29 protein-coding genes and 1 tRNA gene are annotated in these 25,764 nt (G+C 61.4%); 20 read left to right on the top strand and 10 right to left on the bottom strand.

The genetic code is table 11. From position 1 onward, the window contains the following. Positions 1–310: 310 nt before the first annotated feature. Positions 311–547, bottom strand: coding sequence for a hypothetical protein (locus tag GCU68_RS15550; protein ID WP_152943131.1), 237 nt, complete (start codon positions 545–547; stop codon positions 311–313). Between the two features lie 167 nt (positions 548–714). Here GCU68_RS15550 and GCU68_RS15545 point away from each other — a divergent pair, with 167 nt between their 5' ends. The 4 genes from GCU68_RS15545 (at position 715) to GCU68_RS15530 (ending at position 5,129) form a co-directional block, all read left to right on the top strand. Then, positions 715–2,253 (top strand): TrkH family potassium uptake protein, encoded by a 1,539-nt coding sequence (locus tag GCU68_RS15545; RefSeq protein WP_152943129.1) that lies wholly within the window; start codon positions 715–717, stop codon positions 2,251–2,253. A 158-nt stretch (positions 2,254–2,411) separates the two neighbouring features. Then, a complete protein-coding gene (locus tag GCU68_RS15540) occupies positions 2,412–3,083 on the top strand; it encodes a potassium channel family protein (RefSeq protein ID WP_152943127.1) in 672 nt (223 codons plus the stop codon). Between the two features lie 2 nt (positions 3,084–3,085). Continuing rightward, entirely contained in the window at positions 3,086–4,627 is a 1,542-nt protein-coding gene (locus GCU68_RS15535; RefSeq protein WP_152943748.1) for a TrkH family potassium uptake protein, read from the top strand. 190 nt (positions 4,628–4,817) lie between these two features. Further along, complete coding sequence (locus GCU68_RS15530) at positions 4,818–5,129, top strand: hypothetical protein (protein ID WP_152943125.1); 312 nt, start codon at positions 4,818–4,820, stop codon at positions 5,127–5,129. A 395-nt stretch (positions 5,130–5,524) separates the two neighbouring features. Here GCU68_RS15530 and GCU68_RS15525 read toward each other — a convergent pair whose 3' ends face one another. From GCU68_RS15525 to GCU68_RS15510, 4 genes are all read right to left on the bottom strand, one after another. Next, positions 5,525–6,646, bottom strand: a complete 1,122-nt coding sequence (locus GCU68_RS15525) for a DUF63 family protein (protein ID WP_152943123.1) — start codon at positions 6,644–6,646, stop codon at positions 5,525–5,527. Positions 6,647–6,719: 73 nt separating this feature from the next. After that, positions 6,720–7,529: an inositol monophosphatase family protein gene (locus tag GCU68_RS15520; protein ID WP_152943121.1), complete on the bottom strand. Its 810-nt coding sequence runs from the start codon at positions 7,527–7,529 to the stop codon at positions 6,720–6,722. Between the two features lie 94 nt (positions 7,530–7,623). Beyond that, a complete protein-coding gene (locus GCU68_RS15515) occupies positions 7,624–7,908 on the bottom strand; it encodes an amphi-Trp domain-containing protein (protein WP_152943119.1) in 285 nt (94 codons plus the stop codon). A gap of 155 nt (positions 7,909–8,063) precedes the next feature. Further along, positions 8,064–8,146 (bottom strand) — tRNA-Leu (locus GCU68_RS15510). Between the two features lie 174 nt (positions 8,147–8,320). On the opposite strand from GCU68_RS15510, the gene GCU68_RS15505 reads away from it, so the two are divergent. Further along, positions 8,321–8,548: a DUF5795 family protein gene (locus GCU68_RS15505; RefSeq protein WP_152943118.1), complete on the top strand. Its 228-nt coding sequence runs from the start codon at positions 8,321–8,323 to the stop codon at positions 8,546–8,548. 37 nt (positions 8,549–8,585) lie between these two features. Here the strand turns inward: GCU68_RS15505 and GCU68_RS15500 are convergent, their stop codons facing one another. Further along, entirely contained in the window at positions 8,586–9,458 is an 873-nt protein-coding gene (locus GCU68_RS15500; RefSeq protein WP_152943116.1) for a UbiA family prenyltransferase, read from the bottom strand. Between the two features lie 406 nt (positions 9,459–9,864). Here GCU68_RS15500 and sucC point away from each other — a divergent pair, with 406 nt between their 5' ends. The 8 genes from sucC to GCU68_RS15460 all read left to right on the top strand — a co-directional run bounded on the left by sucC (position 9,865) and on the right by GCU68_RS15460 (position 16,931). Next, positions 9,865–11,016: an ADP-forming succinate--CoA ligase subunit beta gene (sucC, locus tag GCU68_RS15495; RefSeq protein WP_152943114.1), complete on the top strand. Its 1,152-nt coding sequence runs from the start codon at positions 9,865–9,867 to the stop codon at positions 11,014–11,016. Further along, entirely contained in the window at positions 11,016–11,888 is an 873-nt protein-coding gene (gene sucD / locus GCU68_RS15490) for a succinate--CoA ligase subunit alpha (protein WP_152943112.1), read from the top strand. The genes sucC and sucD overlap by 1 nt, the downstream gene beginning before the upstream one ends. A 531-nt stretch (positions 11,889–12,419) precedes the next feature. Continuing rightward, a complete protein-coding gene (gene tbsP, locus GCU68_RS15485) occupies positions 12,420–13,238 on the top strand; it encodes a transcriptional regulator TbsP (RefSeq protein WP_152943110.1) in 819 nt (272 codons plus the stop codon). A 241-nt stretch (positions 13,239–13,479) separates the two neighbouring features. After that, a complete protein-coding gene (locus tag GCU68_RS15480; protein ID WP_152943108.1) occupies positions 13,480–14,184 on the top strand; it encodes an RNase P subunit p30 family protein in 705 nt (234 codons plus the stop codon). Then, a complete protein-coding gene (locus tag GCU68_RS15475; RefSeq protein WP_152943106.1) occupies positions 14,168–14,860 on the top strand; it encodes a class I SAM-dependent methyltransferase in 693 nt (230 codons plus the stop codon). Before GCU68_RS15480 ends, GCU68_RS15475 begins: the two co-directional genes overlap by 17 nt. Then, complete coding sequence (locus GCU68_RS15470; RefSeq protein ID WP_152943104.1) at positions 14,857–15,342, top strand: Rpp14/Pop5 family protein; 486 nt, start codon at positions 14,857–14,859, stop codon at positions 15,340–15,342. Before GCU68_RS15475 ends, GCU68_RS15470 begins: the two co-directional genes overlap by 4 nt. Before the next feature lie 4 nt (positions 15,343–15,346). Next, positions 15,347–16,102 (top strand): archaeal proteasome endopeptidase complex subunit alpha, encoded by a 756-nt coding sequence (gene psmA, locus GCU68_RS15465; RefSeq protein WP_152943102.1) that lies wholly within the window; start codon positions 15,347–15,349, stop codon positions 16,100–16,102. A 103-nt stretch (positions 16,103–16,205) separates the two neighbouring features. Further along, the gene (locus GCU68_RS15460) at positions 16,206–16,931 is read left to right on the top strand and encodes a ribosome assembly factor SBDS (protein ID WP_152943100.1); all 726 of its coding nucleotides are present in this window, start codon (positions 16,206–16,208) and stop codon (positions 16,929–16,931) included. 39 nt (positions 16,932–16,970) lie between these two features. On the opposite strand, the gene GCU68_RS15455 is transcribed toward GCU68_RS15460, so the two are convergent. Next, positions 16,971–17,285, bottom strand: coding sequence for an FUN14 domain-containing protein (locus GCU68_RS15455; RefSeq protein ID WP_152943098.1), 315 nt, complete (start codon positions 17,283–17,285; stop codon positions 16,971–16,973). A 294-nt stretch (positions 17,286–17,579) separates the two neighbouring features. Here GCU68_RS15455 and hflX point away from each other — a divergent pair, with 294 nt between their 5' ends. The 3 genes from hflX (at position 17,580) to GCU68_RS15440 (ending at position 20,546) form a co-directional block, all read left to right on the top strand. Continuing rightward, entirely contained in the window at positions 17,580–18,881 is a 1,302-nt protein-coding gene (gene hflX, locus GCU68_RS15450; protein WP_152943097.1) for a GTPase HflX, read from the top strand. 151 nt (positions 18,882–19,032) lie between these two features. Further along, the gene (locus GCU68_RS15445) at positions 19,033–20,190 is read left to right on the top strand and encodes a thiolase family protein (protein WP_152943095.1); all 1,158 of its coding nucleotides are present in this window, start codon (positions 19,033–19,035) and stop codon (positions 20,188–20,190) included. Continuing rightward, on the top strand, positions 20,187–20,546 hold the full coding sequence (locus tag GCU68_RS15440) for a PhlB family protein (protein WP_152943093.1): 360 nt from the start codon (positions 20,187–20,189) through the stop codon (positions 20,544–20,546). Before GCU68_RS15445 ends, GCU68_RS15440 begins: the two co-directional genes overlap by 4 nt. Here GCU68_RS15440 and GCU68_RS15435 read toward each other — a convergent pair. After that, positions 20,543–21,331 (bottom strand): DUF7547 family protein, encoded by a 789-nt coding sequence (locus GCU68_RS15435; RefSeq protein WP_152943092.1) that lies wholly within the window; start codon positions 21,329–21,331, stop codon positions 20,543–20,545. The genes GCU68_RS15440 and GCU68_RS15435 overlap by 4 nt on opposite strands. Positions 21,332–21,431: 100 nt before the next feature. Between GCU68_RS15435 and GCU68_RS15430 the strand changes: the two genes are divergently transcribed. Both GCU68_RS15430 and GCU68_RS15425 read left to right on the top strand, forming a co-directional pair. Next, positions 21,432–22,184, top strand: a complete 753-nt coding sequence (locus tag GCU68_RS15430) for a ribonuclease H-like domain-containing protein (protein WP_152943090.1) — start codon at positions 21,432–21,434, stop codon at positions 22,182–22,184. A gap of 53 nt (positions 22,185–22,237) precedes the next feature. After that, entirely contained in the window at positions 22,238–22,660 is a 423-nt protein-coding gene (locus tag GCU68_RS15425; RefSeq protein WP_152943088.1) for an acyl-CoA thioesterase, read from the top strand. Positions 22,661–22,685: 25 nt separating this feature from the next. On the opposite strand, the gene GCU68_RS15420 is transcribed toward GCU68_RS15425, so the two are convergent. Next, complete coding sequence (locus GCU68_RS15420) at positions 22,686–22,976, bottom strand: HalOD1 output domain-containing protein (protein WP_152943086.1); 291 nt, start codon at positions 22,974–22,976, stop codon at positions 22,686–22,688. Positions 22,977–23,294: 318 nt separating this feature from the next. Further along, on the bottom strand, positions 23,295–24,557 hold the full coding sequence (locus tag GCU68_RS15415; protein WP_152943084.1) for a cation:proton antiporter: 1,263 nt from the start codon (positions 24,555–24,557) through the stop codon (positions 23,295–23,297). A 93-nt stretch (positions 24,558–24,650) separates the two neighbouring features. Here GCU68_RS15415 and GCU68_RS15410 point away from each other — a divergent pair, with 93 nt between their 5' ends. Both GCU68_RS15410 and GCU68_RS15405 read left to right on the top strand, forming a co-directional pair. Next, complete coding sequence (locus tag GCU68_RS15410; RefSeq protein WP_152943082.1) at positions 24,651–25,262, top strand: hypothetical protein; 612 nt, start codon at positions 24,651–24,653, stop codon at positions 25,260–25,262. An 87-nt stretch (positions 25,263–25,349) separates the two neighbouring features. After that, positions 25,350–25,757: a MoaD/ThiS family protein gene (locus GCU68_RS15405; RefSeq protein WP_152943080.1), complete on the top strand. Its 408-nt coding sequence runs from the start codon at positions 25,350–25,352 to the stop codon at positions 25,755–25,757. Positions 25,758–25,764: the final 7 nt, after the last annotated feature.

The raw sequence follows: 25,764 nt of genomic DNA, 5'->3' as shown, positions 1-25,764 counted from the left end.
TGAGTTATGTATCATGCTGTGAACAGTGTCGCGTTGATCCGCCGGTTACCCTCCACCGAGACACGCCGTGGCCATCTAGGACCCGACTCGAGACCGACAGTCGCGTCTGGTCGAGGACAGTTCGGAACACACTGTGGCGATATCGTACCCTCCCCTTAATTGGTTCGTTTGCCGCCCGAGCAGCGTCGGGGCCACCGAATCGTGAACACGTCTCGCGTGTGTAACGCCCACTCGTTCCCGTCGATCTCGGACGATCGACTCGGTTCGACGCCGAACGGTCTGCCCGTCCCGTGATTAGGTCACCCGTGGCTCATCTCGAGTCGCGTCGCTGTGCGCGTTTCGACTGCTCGACGGACTCCTGGAGAATGCGATCGACGGCCCAGACGACCCAGCCGAAGACGATTACGACGAAAACGCCCATCTCGAGGCGGACGAACGAGCCGTGCCAGATCGTGAGCACGAGTGCGACGAGCGTGATCGAGACGGCAGTGACGGTAAAGACGTCGAAGAACGAGCGCGGTCGCCGAACGCTGGGAACTCGAGCCATACACACGAGTTGTTGTTACGACATCAAGGCATATAGGGCACAGGTAACCTCGAGCAGGCGGCACCACCGAGTTGGCAGTGTGACCCGATCCCTTTCAGAGGTATTATGTACTGACGAAAAATGAGATTGATTGTGTTTCTGGCCCAGCCGGAGCCGGACGTGACAGCATGACTCTACGCGTTGATTGGCGGGCAAGCGTCGCACTTACTGGCACCGTTATCAAGTATCTTGCACTCACCCTGCTCGTCCCGTTGGTCGTCGCCATCATCTATCAGGAGGAAATGCTCGTCTTCGTAGCGACGATTGCACTCACGGTGGCAATCGGCCACGCCCTCGAGCAGTTCGATCCCGAACCGGACCTCAGACCGCGAGAGGCGATGTTGCTGGTCGCGCTCTCGTGGTTTACCGTCGCGCTCATCGGAGCGATACCGTACGTTCTCGCGGGCTACGGCACGACCTCGACGCTCGCACATCCGGTAAACGCCCTCTTCGAGTCGATGTCCGGGTTCACGACGACTGGTGCGACCGTAATGGGCGAGATCTCGGTCGAACAACACTCACACGCACTCATGATGTGGCGCCAGCTCACCCAGTGGCTCGGCGGCATGGGGATCATCGTCCTGATGATCGCGATTTTGCCGGAACTCGCGGTCAACGGCTCGCAGTTGATCCGTGCCGAGGCACCGGGGCCGGAACTACAGAAACTCACGCCGAAGATCGCAGAGACGGCGCGGATCCTCTGGCTCGTCTACTTCGGCTTCACGATCGTCCTCATCGGACTGCTGTACGGCCTCCACCTCGTGGGGCTGGCGCCGAACATGGACTTCTACAACGCGGTCGCCCACGGCTTTACGACGCTTCCGACCGGCGGGTTCTCGCCTGAGGCGAACAGCGTCGCAGCCTTTTCCGCCGCAGTCCAGTGGGTGATTATCCCGTTCATGATGGTCGCTGGGACCAATTTCGCGCTCTTTTGGTACGTCCTCCGGGGGGAGCCACGACGGTTCATTCAGAACACCGAGTTCCGGGCTTACGCCGGCGCCATCGCCGTGATGACCGCTCTTCTCGGGGCGCTGCTCTACAGCGGTGCCGCACCCGCGCTCGGTGCCCTTGGGGGAACAACCGAAGGCGCTAGCGAGAGCGCGCTCCGGCATGCCGCCTTTCAGATCGTTTCCCTGCTCAATTCGACGGGATATGCGACAAGTGACTTCGCACAGTGGGACGGAACCTCACAGGTCGTTCTCCTCACGGCAATGTTTATCGGCGGCAGCGCCGGGTCGACCGGCGGCGGAATCAAAATTATTCGGTGGCTGGTCGTGTTCAAGGTCGCCCGACGGGAACTGTTTACCGCCGCCCACCCCACGGCCGTCAAGCCGATCCGCCTCGGCGGCTACGTCGTCGACGAGGACGTAATCCGCGCTGTGCTCAGTTTCTCGCTGTTGTACCTGCTCATCTTCGCCGCAGCGACGGTGTTCATCGTGATCGACTCTGCTCGAATCGGCTACTCGCTGACGCCACTCGAGGCGATCAGCGCGAGCATCGCGACGATCGGGAACATTGGCCCGGGATTCGGCTCGCTCGGCCCGTTCGGCAGCTACCTCGAGTTCCCAATCTCGTCGAAACTCGTCATGATCTTCCTCATGTGGATCGGCCGCCTCGAGATCATTCCGGCGCTCGTTCTGTTTACAGGTGCGTTCTGGAAACGGTAGTTCGGTGCAGGCGGCCCCACCATTTTGATGCGAGAGAAAGCGGTTGACGAGGCGAATATGGACGGACTTAGGACTCTCACTGAGAACAGCAGTCGAATATCGACTTCTCGAAAGAGCAAAAGGTGCCAACAGAGACGTCTCCAAAGAGGATCAAAGAGATGTATCTGATCGTTATTGGTGCGGGGGACACCGGTTCGTACCTGATCGAGCGTGCAGTAACTGACGGTAACGACGTCGTGGTCATCGAGCAAAATGAAGAGCGAGCAAACGCCGCTTCTGCGGCGTACGATTGTCTCGTCCTGCACGACGACGCGAGAAATCATGACACGCTCAAGGATGCGGACATTGATCGTGCAGATGCCGTCATCTCAACGACGGACATCGATGCGACCAATATCATGGTGATGTTGCTCGCACAGGAACACGACGTCCCGAACCTCGTGAGCGTCGTTCACGATCCCGAAAACCTCCCTGTTTTCGAGAAAATCGGTGCGACGCTGATCGAGAATCCACAACACCTGATCGCAGACCATCTCTATCACTCCGTCCGGTATCCGAACGTCGGTGACTTCATCGAACTCGACGAGGCCACCGAGTTGGTAGAACTGACCGTCACTGAAGACGCGCCGATGAACGGGCAACTCCTCAGTACTGCACTGAAATCAGGAAGCCTTCCCGAGGGAGCTCTCGTCGTTGCACTCGAGCGAGATGGGACGATACGAGCGCCGAAAGGAGAGACGAGAATACAAGCAGGTGATCAGGTGACGGTATTCACTGATGATGCCTCGTTGGCTGATGCGGTTGCAGCGTTTACCGGCAGCGATCTATGAGGATGCAGCATCAGACGATCGGGCGTGATCTCGGTCGAATCCTGCAGATCGTCTCGCTGATGCTGCTCGTCTCGATACTGCTTGCAGCAGTCAACGGAGAGTTCTACGCGATCCCCGCGTTTGCCATCTCCGCGATGGTGGTGGGCGGGCTCGGTGTTGCGCTCGCACGACAGTACCAAACCGCTCCGGACGCCGGGAAACTCGAGGCGATGGTCACGGCGGCCACCGCATGGGGGGCAGTCGGTGTGCTGGGTGGACTCCCATTTTTATTTATTGCGTGGACAATCGCGCTGGATCCGTATCCGGCGTGGGCGAACACGCCCCCGATGAACGAGACGGTCGCCGTCTTTCGTCACCCACTGAATGGGACCTTCGAGAGCATCAGTGGCTTTACGAGCACCGGGCTGACGATGGCCACAGTTGAGGAGGAACTTCCGCGATCGTTGCACTGGTGGCGGTCGTTCATCGAGTGGATCGGCGGCGTCGGTGTCATTGTGCTGACTGTCGCGATCCTTGCTCGCCCCGGCAGTGGTTCACTGACGCTCTACGAGAGCGAGGCTCGCTCCGAGAAGATTCACCCGAGTGTCGTCTCGACGGTGACAGAGATCTGGAAGATCTATCTCGGAATTACACTCTCAGCGATTTTGTTATTTGTCGTCGCTGGCATGCCACTGTGGGACGCGATCAATCACGCGATGACCGCGATTTCTACCGGTGGATTCTCAGTTCATGCGGATTCGATCGGCCACTATGGTAGTCCACTGATCGAGTACGCGGTCATTCCAGTAATGGTCGCCGGAAGTATTGCGTTCCCGATTCACTACCTGATTCTCAAAGGCGAAGTGCGGAATTTCTACGCCGACATCCAGACGCGGTGGGTCTTCATCTGGTTCACCGCCGGAACGATCATCCTGACAGCACTCCTCTCGGCCAATGGGCAGTACGACACGCTCGAAGAGACGTTCCGGATTTCGCTGTTCCAGTTCGTCTCCGCGACCTCAAACGCCGGATTCGGAACGACGACAATCGGTGGTGGAACCGAACAGGTCTGGACAACCGGAACGACACTTCTGCTCTGTCTCGGAATGCTTACCGGGGCTGCGGCAGGATCAACGGTTGGCGGCCTCAAGCTTATCCGCGTGCTTATACTGCTCAAGGGCACCGTGTGGCAGATTAAAAGCGTCTTCGTACCGAACAGTGCGGTTCGACACCTACAGCTGGGTAAACGGATGCTCAACCAAGACCAACTCGAACGAGAATATACTGAAGCAGCGGTTGTGTTCATTCTCTGGATACTCTTTCTCATGATCGGCGTCGCCGTGTTTCTGTGGACCGTCTCTCCGGCCTATCCGTTGGAGTACATAATTTTCGAGGTGATGAGTGCACAGAGCACTGTCGGCCTCGATGCTGGTATTACCGGACCGAACATGCCCGACGCAGCAAAGGTAGTGTTAATCCTTAATATGTGGGTTGGTCGATTGGAAATTATCCCAGTAGCTGTGCTGTTGGGGACTATCTTCCAACAGCTTGACCTCTATGTCTGATCTACCGGTCGAGATGTGGCAGAGTCCGGCGGCGACAACAGTCTCGTTTCCGCTACCAGCGGTGGATGTTCCTGCCCAGTGAACATCCTGAAGCGAAGGCTCCAAACGAATCACTCCTTGAAATTTTCGACAGAGCCACCTGCAAGGAAAGCAGTCACCTATTCTGGTTGGCTCTTCCCAGCCGAAAGCAATGGTCCTCCCCATCGACATTCCGACTGTCCTTTTGCTCGCGTTCCTCGGCGGCGTGATCGCCACGATTGGTCCCGGTGGTTTCTTATATGCGGAACAGGCGCAATACCACGGCCTTCAGGCCGTGGATACGCGCCGTCATTCGATGATGCCACCCACCGACAGAAGCATAGCCCGAGTTTCCAATCCTAACGTTCAAATCACAAGAAACCCTACATTATGGCAAGGTCAGATCGGAACGGAGCGGATTCCGAACGACCTTCGGAGGTCGTTCGAGAGAGCGTCGCTCTCTCGTGATGACGAAAATCTTTAATTTTCGAACCACGGTCAACCCGCCAATCCAATGAGACAGTATCCGAAACGCCAACGCGGTGAACGCGAATCCTTGAAGGATTCGGCTCGTGCCCGTCGGTTGAGCAAGCCCGATGATACCTCCGAGTCCGTCGACGCGTCAGCGACTTCCTGCTGGCAAAAACAACAGCTGGGTGTCAACGATGCTGAGGATAGGAGTAACGGCCACTTGGCATGGCCAGACAGCCACCGACCATGACGACTGGGTTAGACGCGAACTCCCGAAAAGTGGCGGAGTCATGGTTGTAAACCTGAAACTCCCACCGCTCGGGATTCCTGCGTCTTCAGGCGCAGGAGGATGTCAATATCACCGAATTGTGTTCCTCACATCGCTCTCGAGTGTGTCCGAACGGGCCGTTAGATACCGAACGTCGCCCGGAGCATGTCACGGGTTCCGGGACCGAGACCGACGGCGACGACGGTGATCATCATCAGGATCGCAAATCGGGGGTTCTCCTCGAAGATCTCCTCGTTGAAGATCCAGATGATGAAGACGGGTGCGGCAAGCTTCAGGAGCGCAAACGGCCAGGCGGCACCGATAACGTCGGTGACGCTGGCGGGGAGGACCGAGCCGGTGACGCTGACGATCGCGTCGTTGACCGGGTGTTTCGGGCTGTAGCCGAGATTCCACACGTGCGACCAGTCGAGCATGAGCTGATTCGCGAAGCCGTCGACCGCGTGGGCCCAGATGACGACGATACCCATGTAGCCAGTGCCGCGGTTCAGTTCGGGTGCGAACCGCTGGATCGCCGTCCAGACGACCGCCGTCGAAACGGTCGCCGCTCCGAGAACGATCGTCGGAATGAGTGGGTAGAACTCGAGATACGGCGTCGTCGCCGCGAGATAGCCGAGCCAGCCGAGCGTCGTCGCGAGCGCGAGTGCACCGACCGTGACGAGCGGATACTCATACCCCGACACGTAGTCGTTTCGCTCGAGCCACACCGAGACGAACACCGCCACTGCCGCGACGAGAAAGACCGTGAAGTAGATCAGCGGACTGATCAGGAACCCTGACCACGGCAACTGGATCGCGAGTTCGGCCGTTTCGCGGTAGGCAGCAACGTTCGCGTCCTCGACTGTCCGGAGCGCGCCGCCGAACAGCATGAACGGGAACAGCGCGAAAAAGCCCGCTCGATAGCGTTCGATCTCGAGGCGACGAATGTAAAACCAGATCCCGATGACGAGCAGGATCAGCGTCGGGATGTAACCCGCGTAGGAGACGACGGTGTACCCCGGTGCGGCGGTCGGACCGGGGTCACCGGGTGCGTTATTGCAGTGTACCTGTTCACCGCCCGCCCACGTGATACAGCTCCAGCCGTGGGCGTCGGCGACCACTGGCCCCCAGAAGTACTGCCAGATGATGTCGACGTACACGCGCTGGGGAAACAGCAGGGCAGCGAGCGTGACACCGCCAGCAAGGAGGACAACGGTCGCGGCCCAGATCCGTTCGGGCCCGTACCGCTCGATAAGCTCGTCCATGACCGATATCCGTTGGGGTGGGCGCTTACCGTTTCCGGTTTCCGACAGTTCGTGACAGGCGAGCCGATGTTGATTACTGCGTTCGACCGATCTCCCGTGTCGCAGCACACAGGTCGTCGTGAAGTGAGCCGTTCGAGGCTACCAGCCCCGTACTGTCGTGTCGCCAGCGGTTCCCCTCGAGGTCGGTGACGGTTCCACCGGCTTCCCGAACCAACTGGACGCCGGCGACGGTGTCCCACGGGTTCGTCCGCAGGTTCGTCATCGTCCCCTCGAGCGCGCCGGCGGCGACCATCGCCAACTCGAGTTGGGCACAGCCAAAGCGGCGCATGTCGCCAAAGCGCTTGACGATTGCTTGCGTCGCCGCAGCGTACTCCTCGCGGTGGTCGAAATTCCACCAGAACGTCGGACAGACGGTCGCAGCCTCCGGATCGCTGCAGTCGCTGACCGAAAGCGGCTCGTCATTGCGAAACGCGCCGTCGGGACCGACGCGGTACGTATCCCCCAGCGCGGGACAGACCGTCGCCGCAGCGACCGGTTCGCCGTCACGGACCGCGGCGACGGCCGTCCCGAACGCGCGAGTGCCGCTGACGTAGTTGTTCGTCCCGTCGATGGGGTCGACGATCCAGGCCGGCCCGGTTTCCGGAACCCGTTTCAACGCGTCCGCTTCCTCACCGACGACCGACTCCGTCGGAAACGCGTTGTCGATGACCTCGATCACCCGCGTCTGGGCGTTCCGGTCGACCTGTGTGACGACGTCCGTCTTCGCGTCCTTTCGTTCGACCTCGAGGTCCGTTCGAAACGACGCCGCCGCGACGTCCGCACCCGCGGTCGCCGCACGGAGCGCGACGCCCGCTCGCCGAGACTCGTCTTCGCGTTCGCTCATTGTCTCCCGTCAGCGGGCCTATCCCAAAAGGGGTTGGACTTCGGCACGGTCTCGGTGTGCACTCGAGCAGGCCGCGGCTTCCGTCGCGGTTGGCTTACTCGGCCCCGATCTCGAAGTCTTCGTCCTGAACGCGCCACTCGAGTTCGAACTCGAGTTCGCGTTGGTCACCGTGTTCCTCGTACTCCACTTCGAACTGCATGTGTGGCGGGGCGTCGGACTTGACGGTCTCGTCGCCGAAGGAGATCGTGACGGTCTCGCCGTCGTCGAACCCGTCGAGGAACGACTCGAGGTGGTCGACCACCTCCTCGCGGGCGAGATAGTGTTCGAACTCGAGTTCGCGTCCCGATTCCTCCTGGTCGCTCTCTGTTTCTGAGGACATGCGACTCTCCGTTCTACGGCCCGGTCGGTAAATGTTCGATACGCAGTTGCAACTGATGGTCGCGACAGCAGATCGACGGCGCCATCGCTCTCCGAGTCGGTTCGTCGCAGAAGTTTGCGAGGGCAAGATATTGCTCTTGCCGCACTGTTGGTCAGTGCGAGGGGAGGGAATCGAACCCACGAACGTCTACACGAGCGGATCTTGAGTCCGCCGCCGTTGGCCGCTTGGCTACCCTCGCACGCAATCGGTCATTGATCCCTCGTGAGGTTAAATCGTCCGATTTTCGATTCAGCTCGTCGGCGGCTCGAGACTGGGTCCAAACCGCTCGAATGCACCGAAATCGGGCGGCACGAGCCGGCAGGCCACTGCGGTGACCGGAAGCGCTTAGGAACGCCGAGCCAACGACTCGAGTATGAGCGAGAATCGCGTCGTGCAAGGGCGAATGGTCACGGGCAAGAAACTTGCAGAGCTAATCGAAGACGGATCGGTGATGGAAGCCGAGTCGATTCAGGATGCCGACAGGGACTGTCCCGACTGCGGTGGTAACGTGCTCGAGGTCGGCTACATGCCCTCCGTCACCGAGTTCGTCACCGGCTGGAAGTGCCAGGATTGCGACTGGAGCGAGACGGACCGGGACTGAAAACAATAGGTTTTTGACGTTTTCCGACGATCACACTTTACCAGACCAGCCACTCGAGTGTGACGACGACGCCGGCGAGGAACACGTGCTCGCCGTCGACGACGAAGCCGTAGTACAGCGGCCCGCGCTCGGGTGTCGCAAACGGAATGTAACACGCGACGTAGGCGCTCATCGCGAGCAGGGAGAGAAACGAACTCGAGAGTGAAGTCGTGACGACGAGCCAGACGACACCCACGGCGACAGCGACGTTGGCGAGCTGTGAGTAGCGTCGCGTCGCCGCCGGGCCGAGCCGGTTCGGCACGGTCGCGATCCCTTCCGCGCGGTCGCCTTCGATGTCTTTGATATCGAAGATCACCGCCGCGATGGTGATCATCGCGGTCACGTAGGCCGTGATCGCGAGGATTTCGAGCGACCACGGCTGGTCGTAGTAGTAGCCGGCCCCGAGCGGGATCGCCCCCCAGGCGAAGCCCACGACAAGGTTTTTGACGAGAAAGAGCTGTTTGACGCCGCCGACGGAGTACAACAGGGCGACGACGAGGGGTAACAGGAGGTAGATCGCGCCCTCGAGCCCCAGGACGACCGCGCCCGAGATGGCGGCGACGTAGAGCCCGACGCCGAGTGCCAACAGGAGCCAGCCGTACCGTCTGGTAAACGCCGCCCGCTCTGGCACGTTGGCTTCGTCTTCCTCGAGATCAGTGAATCGGTTGACGGTGTAGACGAACAGCGTCGCCGCGAAGACAATAAACACCGGCAGGGCCTCGAGCGGGAGGTCAGCGAGGATGACTGTCGTGACGAGGACGCTCATCGTCGCCAACGAAATGAAGAGGTTGCTGTGGACCAGCAGCCGCAGGACGCGCTCTAGCGACGCGTACCACCCTCGGCTGTGGTGTGCTGCAGTCGGTGTGGTCACGTCAGGTCGGCCTCCGGCCGGTGACGACGGTGACGAGCATGTGTGTGGGCTGGGCCACTCCCGATGGCCGTGCGCTCGGTGGTGGATTATCGCTGCCCGGAGTCAACTGTTGCGGTAGCACGGAGTTTGGTGGGTTTTGTCGAGCGTCCCAGCGCCGCCACGTAACGACCACCCCATAGCGGCGTTCGAAGGGATACGCGAGAGTCGTCGGCGACAGCCGACGGGTCACCTCGAGTGCGAACTGTCGAAGACATTTATTTGAAATCGAGTTGTTTTCTGCCACAGGGGCCGTCCCAAACAGGCAGTAATCGTCGGTCACAGTGTCGGGATCGCGTATCGAGGGACCGATCACCGCGAGTGAAACTAACAGGATTTAAGCAAGGCGGGAACGGCCGTTCGAATGGTTATGAAACTACACGAGTATCAGGCGAAGCAGGTCTTCGCCGACGCTGGCATCCCGACGCCAGCCTCTCAACTCGCCTCCGACGTCGACGGTGCCGTCGCCGCGGCCGAGGAGATCGGGTATCCAGTCGCGATCAAAGCACAGGTGCAGGTCGGTGGCCGCGGGAAGGCCGGCGGAATCAAACTCGTCGACGACGAGGACGAAGCACGTGAGGCAGCCGACGAGATTCTGGGGATGGATCTCAAAGGCTACCACGTCGGCAGCGTGCTCGTCGAGGAAGCCGTCGACTTCACCGACGAACTCTACGTCGGCATCACGATGGACCGCGGCGAGGGCAAGCCCGTGGCGATGGTCTCGACAAAAGGTGGCGTCAACATCGAGGAAGTCGCCGAGGAAGACCCCGACGCGATCGCTCGAGAGCACATCGACCCCTCCTTCGGCATGCACCCCTACCAGGCCCGCAAGGCCGTCTACGACGCGGGTGTCGACAAGGCCGTCGCACGTGACGTCTCGAACGTCCTCATGACGCTGTACGAACTCTGGGACGATCGAGACGGCTCCGACGCCGAGATCAACCCGCTGATGGTCACGGCAGACGACGACGTCATCGCGGCCGACGCCGTGATGAACATCGACGAGGACGCGCTGTTCCGCCAGCCCGAACTCGCCGAGATGGAAGCCGAAGCAGCGAGCACCGGCGACGAACTCGAGCAGAAGGCCGACGAGTATGGCTTCGACTACGTCCGTCTCGAGGGCAACACGGGGATCATCGGCAACGGTGCTGGCCTCGTCATGACGACGCTCGACCTCGTCGACTACTACGGCGGCGAGCCCGCCAACTTCCTCGACGTGGGTGGCGGTGCGAAAGCCGACCGAATCGCGAACGCGCTCGATATGGTGTTCTCTGACGACAACGTCGAGAGCGTCGTCTTCAACATCTTCGGCGGCATCACCCGCGGCGACGAAGTCGCCAAAGGGATCAACGAAGCACTCGAGCAGTTCGACGAGATCCCCAAGCCGGTCGTCGTTCGTCTGGCCGGTACCAACTGGGAAGAAGGCATGGAGATTCTCAACGAAGACCTCGTGACGGTCGAACAGACCCTCGAGGATGCGGTCCAGCGTGCTGTCGAGTACGCTGAGGAGGTGAGCGAATAATGAGCGTTCTAGTCGACGACGACACGCGCGTCGTGGTACAGGGCATCACCGGCGGGGAAGGCAAATTCCACGCCGAACAGATGATGGAGTACGGCACCAACGTCGTGGCCGGCGCAGTCCCCGGCAAAGGCGGCCAGGAGGTCAACGGCGTCCCGGTGTACGATACGGTCCACCAGGCCGTCGACGAGGAGAACGCCGATACGTCCGTGATCTTCGTCCCGCCGGCCTTCGCCGGCGACGCGATCTTCGAATCGCTCGACTCGGATCTCGACCTCGCGGTCGCGATTACGGAAGGCATCCCGACCCAGGACATGGCGCGAGTCAACAAGCGCCTCTCCGAGACCGACACGCGACTCATCGGTCCGAACTGTCCCGGTCTCATCACGCCCGGAGAGGCCAAACTCGGCATTCTCCCCGGCAACATCTTCTCGGAAGGGAACGTCGGTCTCGTCTCCCGTTCGGGGACGCTGACCTACCAGGTCGTCGATAACCTGACCAACCGCGGCATCGGCCAGACCACCGCGATCGGTATCGGTGGCGACCCGATCATCGGCACCGACTTCGTCGACGCCCTCGAGCTATTCGAGAACGACCCCGACACCGACGCGATCGTCATGTGCGGTGAGATCGGTGGCGAAGACGAAGAGGAAGCCGCCGCATTCATCGACGAGAACGTCGACACGCCGGTTGCCGGCTTCATCGCGGGCCGAACCGCGCCGCCGGGCAAGCGCATGGGCCACGCTGGTGCGATCGTCTCTGGCTCCGGTACCGGCACCGCAGAGAGCAAGATCTCGGCACTCAACGACGCTGGTGTCCCCGTTGGCGACACGCCCGAAGAGGTCGCCGATCACATCGAAGAGTTCCTCGCCTAACGCGGCGAGCGATCGCGAATCTTTTTTGGTCGTCGGGATGGCGATACCGACCCGTCTCCGGACAGCACGTCGACGTTGATCACGCCTGCGTGTGGGCGTTCCAGTACACTGCGCATAATTTCAGTTTCGACAGTATTTTTAAATATCCTGGTTTCGTCTGTGGACACGCATGGATCCGACACTGCTACTCGAGGCCGGGACTGCACTCCAAGATGTGCTCGCGCCGATCGCCAACGCGATACTCGAACTCGACCCCCTCAATCGCGTAACCGAGTACCGAGGGCCATAATCCGAGCCAGAACTCATTTTTGTGTCGACGACCCGACGAGCACCGAGACGCGACGGTGGCGTTTGATTCAGTCCCCACGACGGATACTCTTGTCGCCGAAGACCCAAATAATCCTGAACCGAGACGAAAGAATCGATGGATAGCCTGACAAAAACTACCGGTATCGTCGCCAGAGTTCAAGTTGTCGCGCGAAAACGGCCAACAAAATTAAGTGGGTCGCAACCGTTTACTTCTGTACAGAGATGACCTCGAATTTACTCAACCACAAGATTGACGATATCCTCGAGTCGGTTCTCGAGGAGGCGTCCGGGGACGTCTACATGGTCAATCCGTCGGCAGACGCTATCGAAGAGTTCGTGTCGGTCGCGACCGCGTTCGACGGTGAGCTCCCGTCGGTGCAGATGCTCGCCGGCGAGCGAACACTCAAGACCGTCATGGACGACTTCATCGTCGCCTCGAACGCTGCCGACCTCATCAGCGAGGGCGCACTCGGGCTACGAACGCTCGGTGAAGCGCCCGAGAACTCGTTGCTGATCACCGAGGACCGCGTCATCGCGATCGTCCACGCCGGTGACCGTGTCGGTGGGCTCATCACCGACGACGAGAGTTTCGTCGAGGACACCTACGACACCTACGCAGCCCGCTGGGCCGACGCCTCCCAGTTCAACCTCCGGACACCGCCGATCACGGACGTTCGTGAGACGCTCGCCGAAGAGATCAGCGCCGACGCGGAAGCCGACTTTACGGCGATTCTCAACTCGCTCGAGACCGCCCGCGGCGACGGCGACGGGCTCGACGAAGTGACGATTTCGCTGCTGGTTGCCGCGAAAAACGAAGCGCTGCTGTACGACATCAGCAAGTGGGGCGAAGACGTCGGCATCGCCTCCAAAGCGACGTTCTCCCGGACGAAGACCAAACTCGAGGACATGGGTCTGATCGACACGGAAAAGGTTCCCATCGACGTTGGCCGACCACGCCTGCGCCTGAAGATCGGCGACGACCGACTTCGAGAGGCCGACAATGGCCAGCTCGCGACGGTCGCCCAGTCGATTCTCAACTGAGACCTGTCGTTCTATTCGCTTCTTTACGTCTTCTCCGCGCGAAACTGTCGCGTTGTCGGTTTGGGTTATAGTAGCCACTGACGGTCAGTGGACACCCGATTGCACGACTGCTGTGCGATCAGTGTGTCGCCCGATTCAGTTGGGACTATAGAACTGGCTCGCTTGCGCGTCCCGTTCGTTGAGTGGGCTCCGGTCGCTGCATGGCGCAAACCCCAAGTCGCCGCCGTGAGACGACTCGAGTATGTACGAGGCCGTCCACGCCCACCCCGACGGACAGAGCACGGTCGCCAGATTCGCCAAAACGGCGGCCGACTACGGCTTCGAGGGCGTGGTCGTCCGCAACCACGCCGACTCGCGGGCCGAGTACGACGCCGACCGGATCAGCGAGGCCTACGGGATCGACGTCGTCTCCGGCCTCGAGATCCGTGCCACCGATCCACAGGAGGCTGGCGGCTCAGTGGGTAACTATCGCTCCTCGCAGACGATTCTGGCGCTTCACGGCGGCACGAACGCGTTGAATCGGTTCGCTGTCGAAAACGAGAAACTCGACGTGCTGGCCCATCCGATGACCGACAGCGGCGACATCAACCACGTGCTCGTGAAAGCCGCCGTCGAGAACGGCGTTCGACTCGAGTTCAACCTCTCGGGCGTGCTTCGACAGAGCGGGGGGCGGCGAGTACGGGTCATTCAGTCACTTCGCAAACTCGCCGAGATCGTCGGCTACTACGACGCACCCTACGTCATCAGCGCTGATCCGACCTCCCACCTCGAGTTACGTGGGCCACGAGAACTGTGCGCGCTGGGCGAACAGCTCGGCTTCTCGAGGGAGTTCATCACGGAGGGGCTGACCGAGTGGGGACGACTCGCCGAGCGGAATCGCCACATTCAGTCCGAGTCGTTCATTGAGCCGGGCGTCGAACAGGGGAGATATGAAAAAGAGTCTTGACGAACACGCCGCCCGGTTCGACGAGCTCGCCGGCGAGTACGACGACGACACATCCGACGAGTACCGCGCCTGTGCGAATCTGGTCGTCGAACACGCCGCACCCGAGGTCGACGACACCGAGTCGCCGGAGCCGCCTCGAGCCCGCACTCGCTCCGCTCGCGGGGACGTCGTTCTCGACCTCGCGACGGGAACGGGGGCGATCGCACTTGCACTCTCCCCCGACGCAGCGCGCGTCGTCGGCCGCGATATCAGCGAAGGGATGCTCGAGGAGGCCAAACGGAAAGCCGACGAGAAGGGACTCGAGAACGTCGATTTCGACTACGGCACGTTCCGGGAACCCAACTACGACGGCGACGTCGATATCGTCACCTCGAATTTCGCACTACACCATCTCTCGGACGAGGAAAAGCGCGAGGCGATCGACGTGATCGCCGCCCTCGAGCCACGGCGGTTCGTCCTTGGGGACGTGATGTTCTTCGGCGAACCCGATCCCGATGAGCCGTTTTACTCACCGGAAGTCGACGATCCGGCGACTGTGGGAACGCTCGCTGATGCGTTCACAGACGCGGGCTTCTCGCTGACCGCCGTCGAACGCGTCCACGACCAGGTCGGCGTGCTGGTCGCAGAGCGACCGCCGACTGAAGCCGAAGAGGGAGTCGAGAGTACGGACAGATGAAACACCTCCCGAAACACCTGCAGCCACGCTGGCGGTACCTCGCCGTCGAACTCGAGAGTTGGCCCGACGCGTCGATCAGTCGCCGTGACTTCCAGCGCGAGTGTTGGTATGCGGCCCAGAACCTGCTGGGTGATCCGGGAAGCGCTCGAGCCGATATGACGGTCATCAGGTTCGAGTATACCGGCAAAACCGGCGAGGCGATCGTCCGGGTCCGCCGCGGTGAGACGGAGCCAGCCCGTGCGGCACTGTCCTGTATCGACGAGATAGACGGTGCTCCCGTCGGAATCTACGTTTGCGGTATCAGTGGCACGATCCGTGCCGCTGAAGAAAACTATTTAGGACGCCGCGGGCAAGATTCTGAAGAGAGAAACGTCGTGTTCGGGAACGAAGAGCGAGTCGCCGTCCTGCGGGAATGCGTTGCAGACGTGCGACTCGATGAGGCGTTTACGGGCGCGACAGACCTCGATTACGATTTAGCGTGATACTATGCAGGGACAAGCCCAACAGCAGGCGTACGACCGAGGCATCACGATCTTCTCGCCCGACGGCCGACTCTACCAGGTCGAGTACGCTCGCGAGGCGGTCAAGCGAGGAACAGCAAGTATCGGTGTTCGAACGGCAGACGGTGTCGTGCTGGCCGTCGACAAGCGAGTCCCCTCCGCGCTGCTCGAGGACTCGAGTGTCGAAAAGATCCACAAAGCCGACAACCACATCGGCATCGCAAGCGCCGGCCACGTCGCCGACGCGCGTCAGCTGATCGACTTCGCTCGCCGCCAGACGCAGGTCAACCAGCTGCGTTACGGTGAGCCGATCGGTGTCGAGACGCTGACGAAGGAGGTCACCGACCACATTCAGCAGTACACCCAGGTCGGCGGTGCACGACCCTTCGGCGTCGCCCTGATCGTCGGCGGTATTGAAAACGGCGAGCCGCGGCTGTTCGAGACCGACCCCTCGGGGACGCCGTACGAGTGGAAGGCACTCGCCGTCGGTGCCGACCGCGGCGAACTTCAGGACTACTTAGAAGAGAACTACGACGAGAACGCGGATCTCGATGGCGGTATCGCGCTCGCACTCGACGCGCTCGCCTCGGTCAACGACGGCTCCTTACTCCCGAGCGAGGTCGGCCTCGCGACGGTCGACGCCGAGACCGAATCGTTCGAGCAGTTCGACCACGACAAGATCGAGTCTCACCTCGAGGAGAACGACCTCCTCGACACCGGTGAAGACGAGACCGACGAGTAATCGAGACGCCGCCGACTCCGTTTTGGGGTTTCACCCACTGTGCGTTCGTCGACCGAGACCGGCAGGAAAAGCGCTTTTAATGGTTCGGGGGGTATGATCCGGTATGATATCACTCGACGAGGCGGTGACGGCGCGACTCGAGTCACACGGGGCGCGCTTCGAAGTGTTAGTCGACCCGGACGCGGCGCTGGCGATCAAACGCGACGAGTTCGATGGCGATCTCGAGGACGTTATCGCCGCTGAGGACGTCTTCGAGGATGCCTCGCGAGGGGACCGACCGGCCGAAAACGACCTCGAGAAAGTCTTCGACACGACGGACCCGCTCGAGATCATCCCCGAGGTAATCAAACGCGGAGAGATCCAGATCACGGCCGATCAGCGCCGTGAGATGCAAGAACAAAAGCGCAAGCAGTTGATCGACACGATCGCACGGAACGCGGTCAACCCGCAGATGGACAACGCCCCCCACCCACCAGAGCGCATCGAAAATGCACTCGAGGAGGCCGGTTTTACCGTCGATCCGATGGAGCCAGTCGAGACACAGGTCGACGAGGCGCTCGAGGCGCTTCGGCCGGTGATCCCGATCCGGTTCGAAGAGGTGACGATCGCGGTCCAGATCCCCGCCGACTACGCCGGTAGCGCACAGGCACAGATCCGCGGCTTCGGCGACTTAGAGCGCGAGGAGTGGCAACCCGACGGCTCGTGGATCGGCGTGTTGACGTTCCCGGCAGGGATGCAAAACGACTTCTACGACGTCGTCAACGAACACACGAGCGGCACGGCCGAAACGGAGATCGTCAAGGACAAAGACGATCTGAAGACGCGCTGAGACGCCACCGACCAGTCCGGTTCGATCGGTCCGAACTCGTTATCCTTTGTGAAACCCAATCAGAAAGCCGCTGGCGAACCCGACGCCGACCGACAGCATCGCGAGCACCGATTCGAACCAGTGGCTGGCTTGGGCCTGTGTCTGGGACTGCGCTTCGAGGAGCCCCGCCGAGAGCCGGTTCCAGTCGACGGTTACGATCTCCTGTGACTCGAGATACCGAAAGGCCATCAGTTGGACGCCGATGAGGATCGCAGCGAGTTTGGCGACCTGTTTCGCCGCCACGCCCAACACCCCACCGAGAACCGCGCTCCCGCCGAACTCGAGCACGAGCGTCGCCGGATCGACGTCTATCATCACCCGTCGTATTCGAGTCAGCCGCAATGATTGTTGTGATCTGTCCGCCCGCTCTCCAGATCGGGCACGGGATTCAAGAGCGTCGGGCGCGTATCACTGTGTATGCCTAGTGTTCGCCTAACGGAGGTGTGTGATCGGCATCCGTAGTCTGATCGGACAGTCGCTGCGTCGTGTGCCGTCCCGCCTCGAGCAGCGCACGCCGGTGTCGGCCGCCCGGACCGACGAGCGATCCGTTTCGGTCTCGAGTTTCTTCGCACATGCCCACCCGAGCGACACACACAGTTTGGAATCCATATGAGAGCAGTCATCGCAAAACGCGTCGATTCCGGAACGCCCGATACGAGCGAAATCCGTGACCTCGCCGAAGCGGCGGGTTACACCGTCGTCGGCGAGCTCACCCAGTCACGACGGGCCGACCCAGCCCTCCAGCTCGGAGAGGGGAAAGCCGAGGCGCTCGCCGACGAGGTCAGTGCCACTGGCGCGACGACAGTTATTTTCGACAACCGACTCGGCCCGTACCAGACGTACAACCTCGGGAAACTGTTGCCCGACGGCGTCGAAGTCATCGATCGGTTCACCCTGATCCTCGAGATTTTCGGCCAGCGCGCACAGACCCGGAAGGCACAGCTACAGGTCGAGTTGGCCGAACTTCGGTACGAACTACCCCGTGCTGAGGCCAAGACCAGTCTGGCCAAACGCGAGGAACACCCCGGCTTCATGGGGCTCGGCGAGTACGACGAGAGTCGCGAACAGGACATCAAAAACCAGATCAGCCGGATCAGGGACGAACTCGAGCAGATCGAGCAGACCGAAGAGCACCGCCGCGAACGCCGGCGTGATTCGGGATTCGATCTGGTTGCGCTCGCGGGCTATACGAACGCCGGGAAATCGACCCTGCTGCGACGGCTTGCCGAGGACATTTCCGTCGAGGAGAATGAAGACCTCCATCCCGACCTCGACCCGACCGCCGAATCTCAGGACAAGCTGTTTACGACCCTCGGGACGACGACGCGCCGGGCCGCCATTGAGCCGCGGGACGTGCTCGTGACCGATACCGTCGGGTTCATCAGCGATCTGCCTCACTGGCTGGTCGAATCGTTCAAATCGACGCTCGATTCGGTCTACCGGGCGGATCTGGTCTTGCTCGTCGTCGACGTCAGCGAGGATATCGACGAGATCCACGAGAAACTCGTTACCTGTCACGACACCCTCTATGAGCGCAACGAAGCGCCAATCGTGACCGTGTTGAACAAGATCGACGCGGTCGACGAGGAGGACTTAGCGGAGAAACGAGACGCCCTATCGGCGCTCGCACCGAACCCGGTGATGGTCAGCGCGAAAACGGGAGCGAACATCGAGACGCTGCTCGAGCGAATCGACGCCGAACTCCCCGAGTGGCAGGAAGAACGGCTTTTGCTGCCGATGACCGACGAAACGATGAGCGTGGTCTCGTGGATCCACGACAACGCCCACGTCGACGACGTCACCTACGGTGACGAAGACGTCATCGTCGAGTTCGAAGCCCGCCCCGCAGTGATCTCACAGGCGCGCTCACGGGCGACCGAGTTGCGAACGGCCGCTGCGGAGTCCGCGTAGGCGACTGTTGGGCCCGGTTTCGGTGTGGTTTATTTTGTGGCGGCGCTCGAGTACTTCTCGTTAGGCTGAAATTAGCCAGCAGTTATGATAGAAACACTCTAACATTACGTGACCCCGTACATATAAATCGTTGACTATAATTTGGTAAGATATGGAACGTGTTGCAATCATCGGAGCCTCGATGACCAAGTTCGGGCAACGCGAGGGCTGGATCATGGACCTCCTCGCAGAGGCCGGGATTGAGTGTCTCGACGATGCGGGTGTCGACGCGACTGACGTCGACCATCTGTACGTCTCGAACATGGCAAGCGGGGAGTTCGAAGGACAGACTGGGGTACCGAACGCGCTGGCACACGACTTGGACGCGATGCCGGCGTACACCCAGCGTGTCGACCAGACGAGTTCCAGCGGCGGTGCTGGGATCTACGCGGCCTGGCAGTCGGTCGCCAGCGGCGCAAGCGACATGACGCTGCTCGTCGGCGGCGAGAAGATGACTCACCGGACGACCGTCGAAGCGACCGACGTCATCGCGTCGCTGACCCATCCAGCCGAGTACAAAACCGGCGTCACGCTGCCGTCGTTTGCCGGGCTGACGGCTCGGCACTATCTGGAGCGGTTCGACGCGCCGCGTGAGAGCCTCGGCAAAGTCGCAGTCAAAAACCACAAAAACGGCGTCGACAACCCCAACGCCCAGTTCCAGAAGGAAGTCGACCTCGAGACGGTGCTGGAGTCACCGATCGTCGCCGACCCGCTGCGGCTGTACGACTTCTGTCCGATCACGGACGGCTCGGCCGCACTGATGCTTTGTCCCGAATCCGTCGCCAAGGAGTACACCGACGACTACGTCGTCGTCGCGGGTATCGACGGCGCGACGGACACCCACGTCGTCCACGAGCGCGAGGATCCGACGATCATGGGTGGCGTCGTCGAGAGTGGCAAGGGTGCCTACGAGATGAGCGGCTACGGCCCCGACGACATCGACGTCGCCGAACTCCACGACATGTTCACCATTCTCGAGTTCCTCCAGATGGAGGGACTCGGCTTCGCCGAGCAGGGCGAGGCCTGGAAGCTGATCGAGGAGGGCTACACCGAGCGTGACACCGGCGAGTTGCCGGTCAACACCTCCGGCGGGCTCAAATCGAAGGGTCATCCGCTCGGCGCAAGCGGCGTCGCACAGGGTGTCGAGATCTACGAACAACTCATGGGTGAAGCCGGACCACGACAGGTCGAGGCCGACGTCGGTCTGGCCTGCAACGTCGGCGGCTTCGGCAACTGCGTGATTACGACGATCATGGAGGCAGCACAATGACGATGGAAGCGTACGAGTACGAGGACGGTTCGATCAGCTACCCCGGACACCCGCGCGGTCCCGGCGGCACGGAACCGGTCGACACGGTTGATCTCAGCGAGTACACCGCTGAGGTCGTGACGTGGACGAAGAGTACGGCGACGCCGCCCGGCGTCCGCGAGCCGAACACGCTCGCGATCGTCGAGTTCGACGTTGACAGCGAGCCAGTGCGCGCAATCGTCCAGTTGACGACTGACGACGTCGAGACCGGCGACGAAGTCGAACCGGTCTACGTCGAGGAACTCCGCGAACCCGGGGCCGGCATTCGCGAACCCGAAAGTCAGGACTGGGATGGCTACCGGTTCGAGCCGGTCTAACTCTCGGAGTCGGAACCGGCGACGTCATCGTCGTCGCCGTCGGAATCGGTCGTTTCGCCGTTCTCATCAGCGCCCTCGTTTTCACGGTCCGCGTTTTCGGACGCGGTGTCCGGAATATCGTTCTCGGCTTCGTCGTCTCCATACTGCTCTTTCAGCGTCTCGAGTTCAGCGTCGACGTCGACGCGAGAGGCAGGATCGTCGCGGTTGTCGGGAGCCACGCCATCCTGCAGGTCGTCGGGCCGCCCCTCCTGTACGTCGATCCGAACGACATCCGTCGACTCCGTCCGGTCGATCTGTTGCCGGTCGACGTCGGTGCCGGCGTCTCGAAGGCGACTGTCGATGTCGTCGCGTAGCTCGCGGGCCTCGGCGAGCAATTCGCGTGCGCTCTCGTCGGCGGGGAGCGTTCCATCGCGTGCAGCCTGCTGCAGGCGGGCTAACACGCCGTCGAGCTGTGACAGCGTCGTCTGCCGGAGCTCGCGTGCCCGCTCGTTCGTGGCGCTCGTGGCCTCGGTGGTTCGGTCACGAACGTCCCGCTCGGTCCGTGCGAGTGCAAGCGCCCGCTGGAATCCCTCGAGCGCGCGCACGCTGGTCTCGAGGACGGCGATCGTCGCGGGGATGGCGACCTCGTCGGTGAACTCAAGTAGCTCTCGAGGCGTCGGGGGCCGCAGTGGTGACGGTCGAAGCCGCGGTCGGCGCTGCGTTGACTCGAGGTCCTGCTGGAGGGCCTCGATCGTCCGCGTGAGTTCGCGAACGGCCGCGAGGAGTTCGTCGTCGTGGTCGACCATACGGTCGTCTACGGCGGCCGCTCTCAAAAGCCGGCCGGTCACTCCGGTGACGGCGCGGCGATTCAATCGCTTTTAGTTCGCTCGCCACCCTCGAAGGCATGTGCGAATCGAGAACAGCTTCATTCCCGTCCGCGGCGTCGGGGAGAAGACGGAACGCCGCCTCTGGCAACAGGGGATCACCCACTGGGACGAGTTCGACGGCAGCGTAGTCGGCGATACGGTAGCCGACCGGATCGAGTCGTTTATCGACGAGGGTCGAACCCACCTCGAGCGCGGCAACGTCGCGCCGTTCGCCGAGGCGCTGCCGGCTGCCAGCCGGTGGCGGTGTTACGAGAACGTTAGCGAACAGACTTGCTTTCTGGACATCGAGACGACCGGGCTCGACGCGGCGAGCAACGACGTCACGACCGTCAGCGTCCACCGCGGCAGCGAGACGAAGACGTTCGTCAACGGCCGCGACCTGACGGCCCGACGGCTCGAGGCCGAACTCGAGGCGTCGTCACTGTTGGTGACGTTCAACGGTCAGCGCTTCGACGTCCCCTTCCTCGAGACGTGTTACGACCTCGACGTGACGACGCCCCACGTCGATCTCATGTACCCCTGCAAGAAACTCGGCCTCGACGGCGGGCTGAAAGCGATCGAACGCGACCTCGGCATCGAACGCGACCGGCCCGACATCAGCGGTCGCGACGCCGTCCGCCTCTGGCACGAGTACGAACGCGGCGACGACGGCGCACTCGAGACGCTCGTCGAGTACAATCGCGCGGACACGCGAAATATGGAGCCGCTGATGAAAATCGTCGCGGATCGGCTTCACGAGACCGTCTTCGAAGCAGCGTGTGTCGACGAGTAGCGACTCGCCCCAATGCGTACTTATACGGCGGTTGCGGCCGTCGGCAGGCGACAATGAGCGACGACAGCGACGAGAGTGCCGACGGCTACGACTACGTGGTTCCGATCGACGTTCGACTTCGTGACATCGACTTCATGGGCCACGTCAACAACGCAACGTACGCGACGTATCTCGAGGAGGCCCGACAGGCGTACTTCGAGGACGTCGTCGACGTCTCGCTGGTCGATGTGGGCACCGTCCTCGCGAACTTAGAGATCGATTACGTCCGACCGATCGAGGCCGACGCGGACGTTACCGTTGCGCTCCGTGTGTCAGCGCTCGGTACCTCGAGTCTCCCGATGGAGTACGAGATCCGAGCAGACGGCAAGCGGGCGGCGACGGCACGAACCGTGCAGGTACTCGTCGATCAGGAAACCGGCCAGTCGGAGGCGATCCCGGACGACTGGCGACGGCGGATCGACGCGGCTAGTCACTGATCGCGGACACGGACAGACGAGTGGTCTATCGAACGTCGTCTCGGTCGACAGCGGTGACCTCGCCGTTACTATCGACGATGATCTGATAGCCACAGAACGGGAATTCGACGCGGCCGTTTGCACGCTGTGAGCCGTCCTCTCGCGGTGCGAACAGTGCATCGAGTGCTTCTGGATTAATCGCTTCGTACAACGCGTCGTACTCCGGGGGTTCGATGTCCATCGGATCGACACCCTCTTTCTCGGCAACGGCAGCGATAACGTCGAAGCTTACGGAGTGCATACCGGTGGTGTCTGAACGATCGACTGAGAGTAGCATTGGACGGACTCTTTCGGTCATCGGATATAAATCCTCTGTCGTCAATCTACTCTTCTTGTTCAGTTACGGGTTGTAATGTGTGTATTTGTACTCTAGTGTATATCGTTCATTTTTGATCGAGATGAATATTATGACGATCGTTATCTATGAAACGATTTGAACGGGAACGTTCGACTTACAGGCACCGATTGTATTCGTCGAAATGGTTTCATTGAGTGTAACTCGCCGTCGAAACCTGATCGAGAGCCGCCACCATACCAGACCCACCCAGCCGGTATCCGTCGTCAAGACGCTGTTTGTGCTCCCCACGTTCAACGGTTACTCGCCGGTCGCTTCCAGATAGTTGACCGTCGGTGTCGCAGTGATTCCGTGAACGACGATCGAGATGAGGACGACTGCACCGGCGAGTGCCCAGACGAGAGCAGCATCGGGGAATGCGCCCTCGTTCAACCCGTGTGCGAGGTAGTAGAACGAACCGATTCCGCGAACGCCGAAAAACGCGATGGGCAGCCGCTCGCGCCACTGCCGATCGAATCCGAGCAGACCGACGATACCGGCGATCGGTCGGACGAGAAAGACGATCGCCACGGCCGCGATGACGGCGTTCGTGGTCAGCGGCGAAAGGAGTCCACCAGCGATCGCACCGCCGAAAAACACCATGATGAGCCCCATCATCGTTTGCTCCGCCAGTTCGCTGATTTCGTGGAGCGACTGGTTGTAGTCGTGTGAGCGCTCGTAGCTGCGAATCGTCACTGCTGCGGTGAAGACAGCGATGAAACCGTACCCGCCGACGAGTTCGGTGACTCCGTAGATGGCGAGCGTTCCAGCGACAGCCTCGAGTCCCTGAACGGATCGAGCGAGTTGCGTCTCGGAACTCGCCCAGAAGATCACCCACGCAGTGAGTCGACCGAGGATGATTCCAGCGAGGACGCCGACGACGATCCGGTAGCCGACGTCGATCAGGAGCCACTCGCCGAGCCAGTTACCGGGTGCGATGCCGACGAGCGCGATCGCGATCGCCAGATTCGTAAACGGAAACGCGAAGCCGTCGTTCAACCCGGCCTCGGACGAGAGTGCGAACCGAACTTCGTCCTCGCGGCCAGCCGCCGACGGCAGCCGCTGTGCTTCAGTCCCCGAACCGGGTTTCTCGACCTGCACTTCCGACGCCAGAACGGGATCGGTCGGTGCGATACACGCACCCAACAGGAGTGCTGTTGGAACGACGAGGCCGACGGACCACCCGAGCACCGCGACGCCGGCGATCGACAGCGGCATTGTGATCACGAGCAACCGCCACGTCGACGCCCACGCCCGCAGACCCGGCGGCCGATCGAGCTTCAGCCCGAGTGCCATCAAGGCGATGATAACGCCGAGTTCGGCGAGTCGTTCGGTCGTCTCACCCTGCTCGAGTGGGTCGGGCGGCGGCAGCCCGATCGGCAGGCTGAAAACGAGCAGCCCGAACGAGACAAAAAAGATCGGCAGCGAAATCGGTCGATCGGAAACGAATCGCGGCAGCACTGCGACGCCGAACAGTACGATTCCGATTACGACGAAGCCGATCTCGGTCAACTCGAGGACCATCGCTGTCTGTAACCTAACGGGAACGTGGCGTTTGGGTTCGGTGCCGGCGCATGCAGAACCAATTTCTATGACTCTCAGCGCCGAGCATCGAGTATGAGCCCGGACTCGTCCCCGACAGACGGAACACGGACGGGGACGCCGACACGTCGACGGGTCCTCCAGTTGAGCGGTGTCGTGGGAACGGGACTCCTGAGCGGGTGTACCGAAGAGATCGGTGACGAACTGCCAGCGAACAAGAAGTGGCCAACCGCCGAGTTGACGCCGGGACTGCCCGTCACCGAACGGACAGAGATCCTCGAGGAACGGATCGAGGCGCTGGCCAAGATGGACATTGCCGACGAAGCGGCGTTCGAAGCAGCGTTCGACGACGCTGCGCTCGAGGTCGAGTCCGTCGAACGGGACCGAGACGTACTCACGATGGAGTACCGGGACACGAAACGGGGCGCGGCGGGGACCCTCCACGACGTTGCCTCGATCGCGGGTGCGTTCGCTGCGTTACTCGACGCCGGATACGACGTCGTCGCACTCGAAGTCACGATTCTGGATGACGCACCGGCATCGTTCGGCGCAGCCGAAGTCGATGCGACGTGGGCCCACGCGTACAACGATGGCGACCACTCCGCGAAAGAGTACGGGGAACTCGTCGCGACGACGATCGAAACGACCCGTCAGCCACCGGACGTCGGCGTTTCTCCGCGAGAGTGACGGACTCGAGGTAGCTCGAATCCGTGGACGCTGATGGTCGAACATGTTCGGAAAAGAGGTTTCGCCGAGCGGGATCGTACCATCGATATGGCAACCGAAACGGCTCACGAGGAGCAACGGACACAGGCACAGTCGGAAACGACCGTCACCGTCCGGTGTACCGGACACGTCCGCGAGGCCGTCGGCGCTCACGAACTCGAGTTTACGTTCGCCGGCGACCGACTTCGCGAGTTCCTCGAGGCGTTCTTCGAAGAGTACGATGTCGAGGACATGCTCATCGCCGAGACGGAAGCCGACGCGACCGCTCACGGCTGGGCGCCGGCACCCGAGAACTTGCCGGGCACGTGGAAGAAAAACCCCGAAGGTGAGCAGACGCGGACGTTCGCTCGGGTTGCTATCAACGGCCGGTTCAACGAACACTACGAGGGACTCGAGACGATCCTCGAGGACGGTGACCGAGTCGCGTTGATCTACCCGTTCATGTTCTGTTGTTAATCCGACG

The organism is Natronorubrum aibiense (assembly GCF_009392895.1).
Lineage (GTDB): Archaea > Halobacteriota > Halobacteria > Halobacteriales > Natrialbaceae > Natronorubrum > Natronorubrum aibiense.
This window is presented reverse-complemented; position numbering and strand designations above follow the sequence as displayed.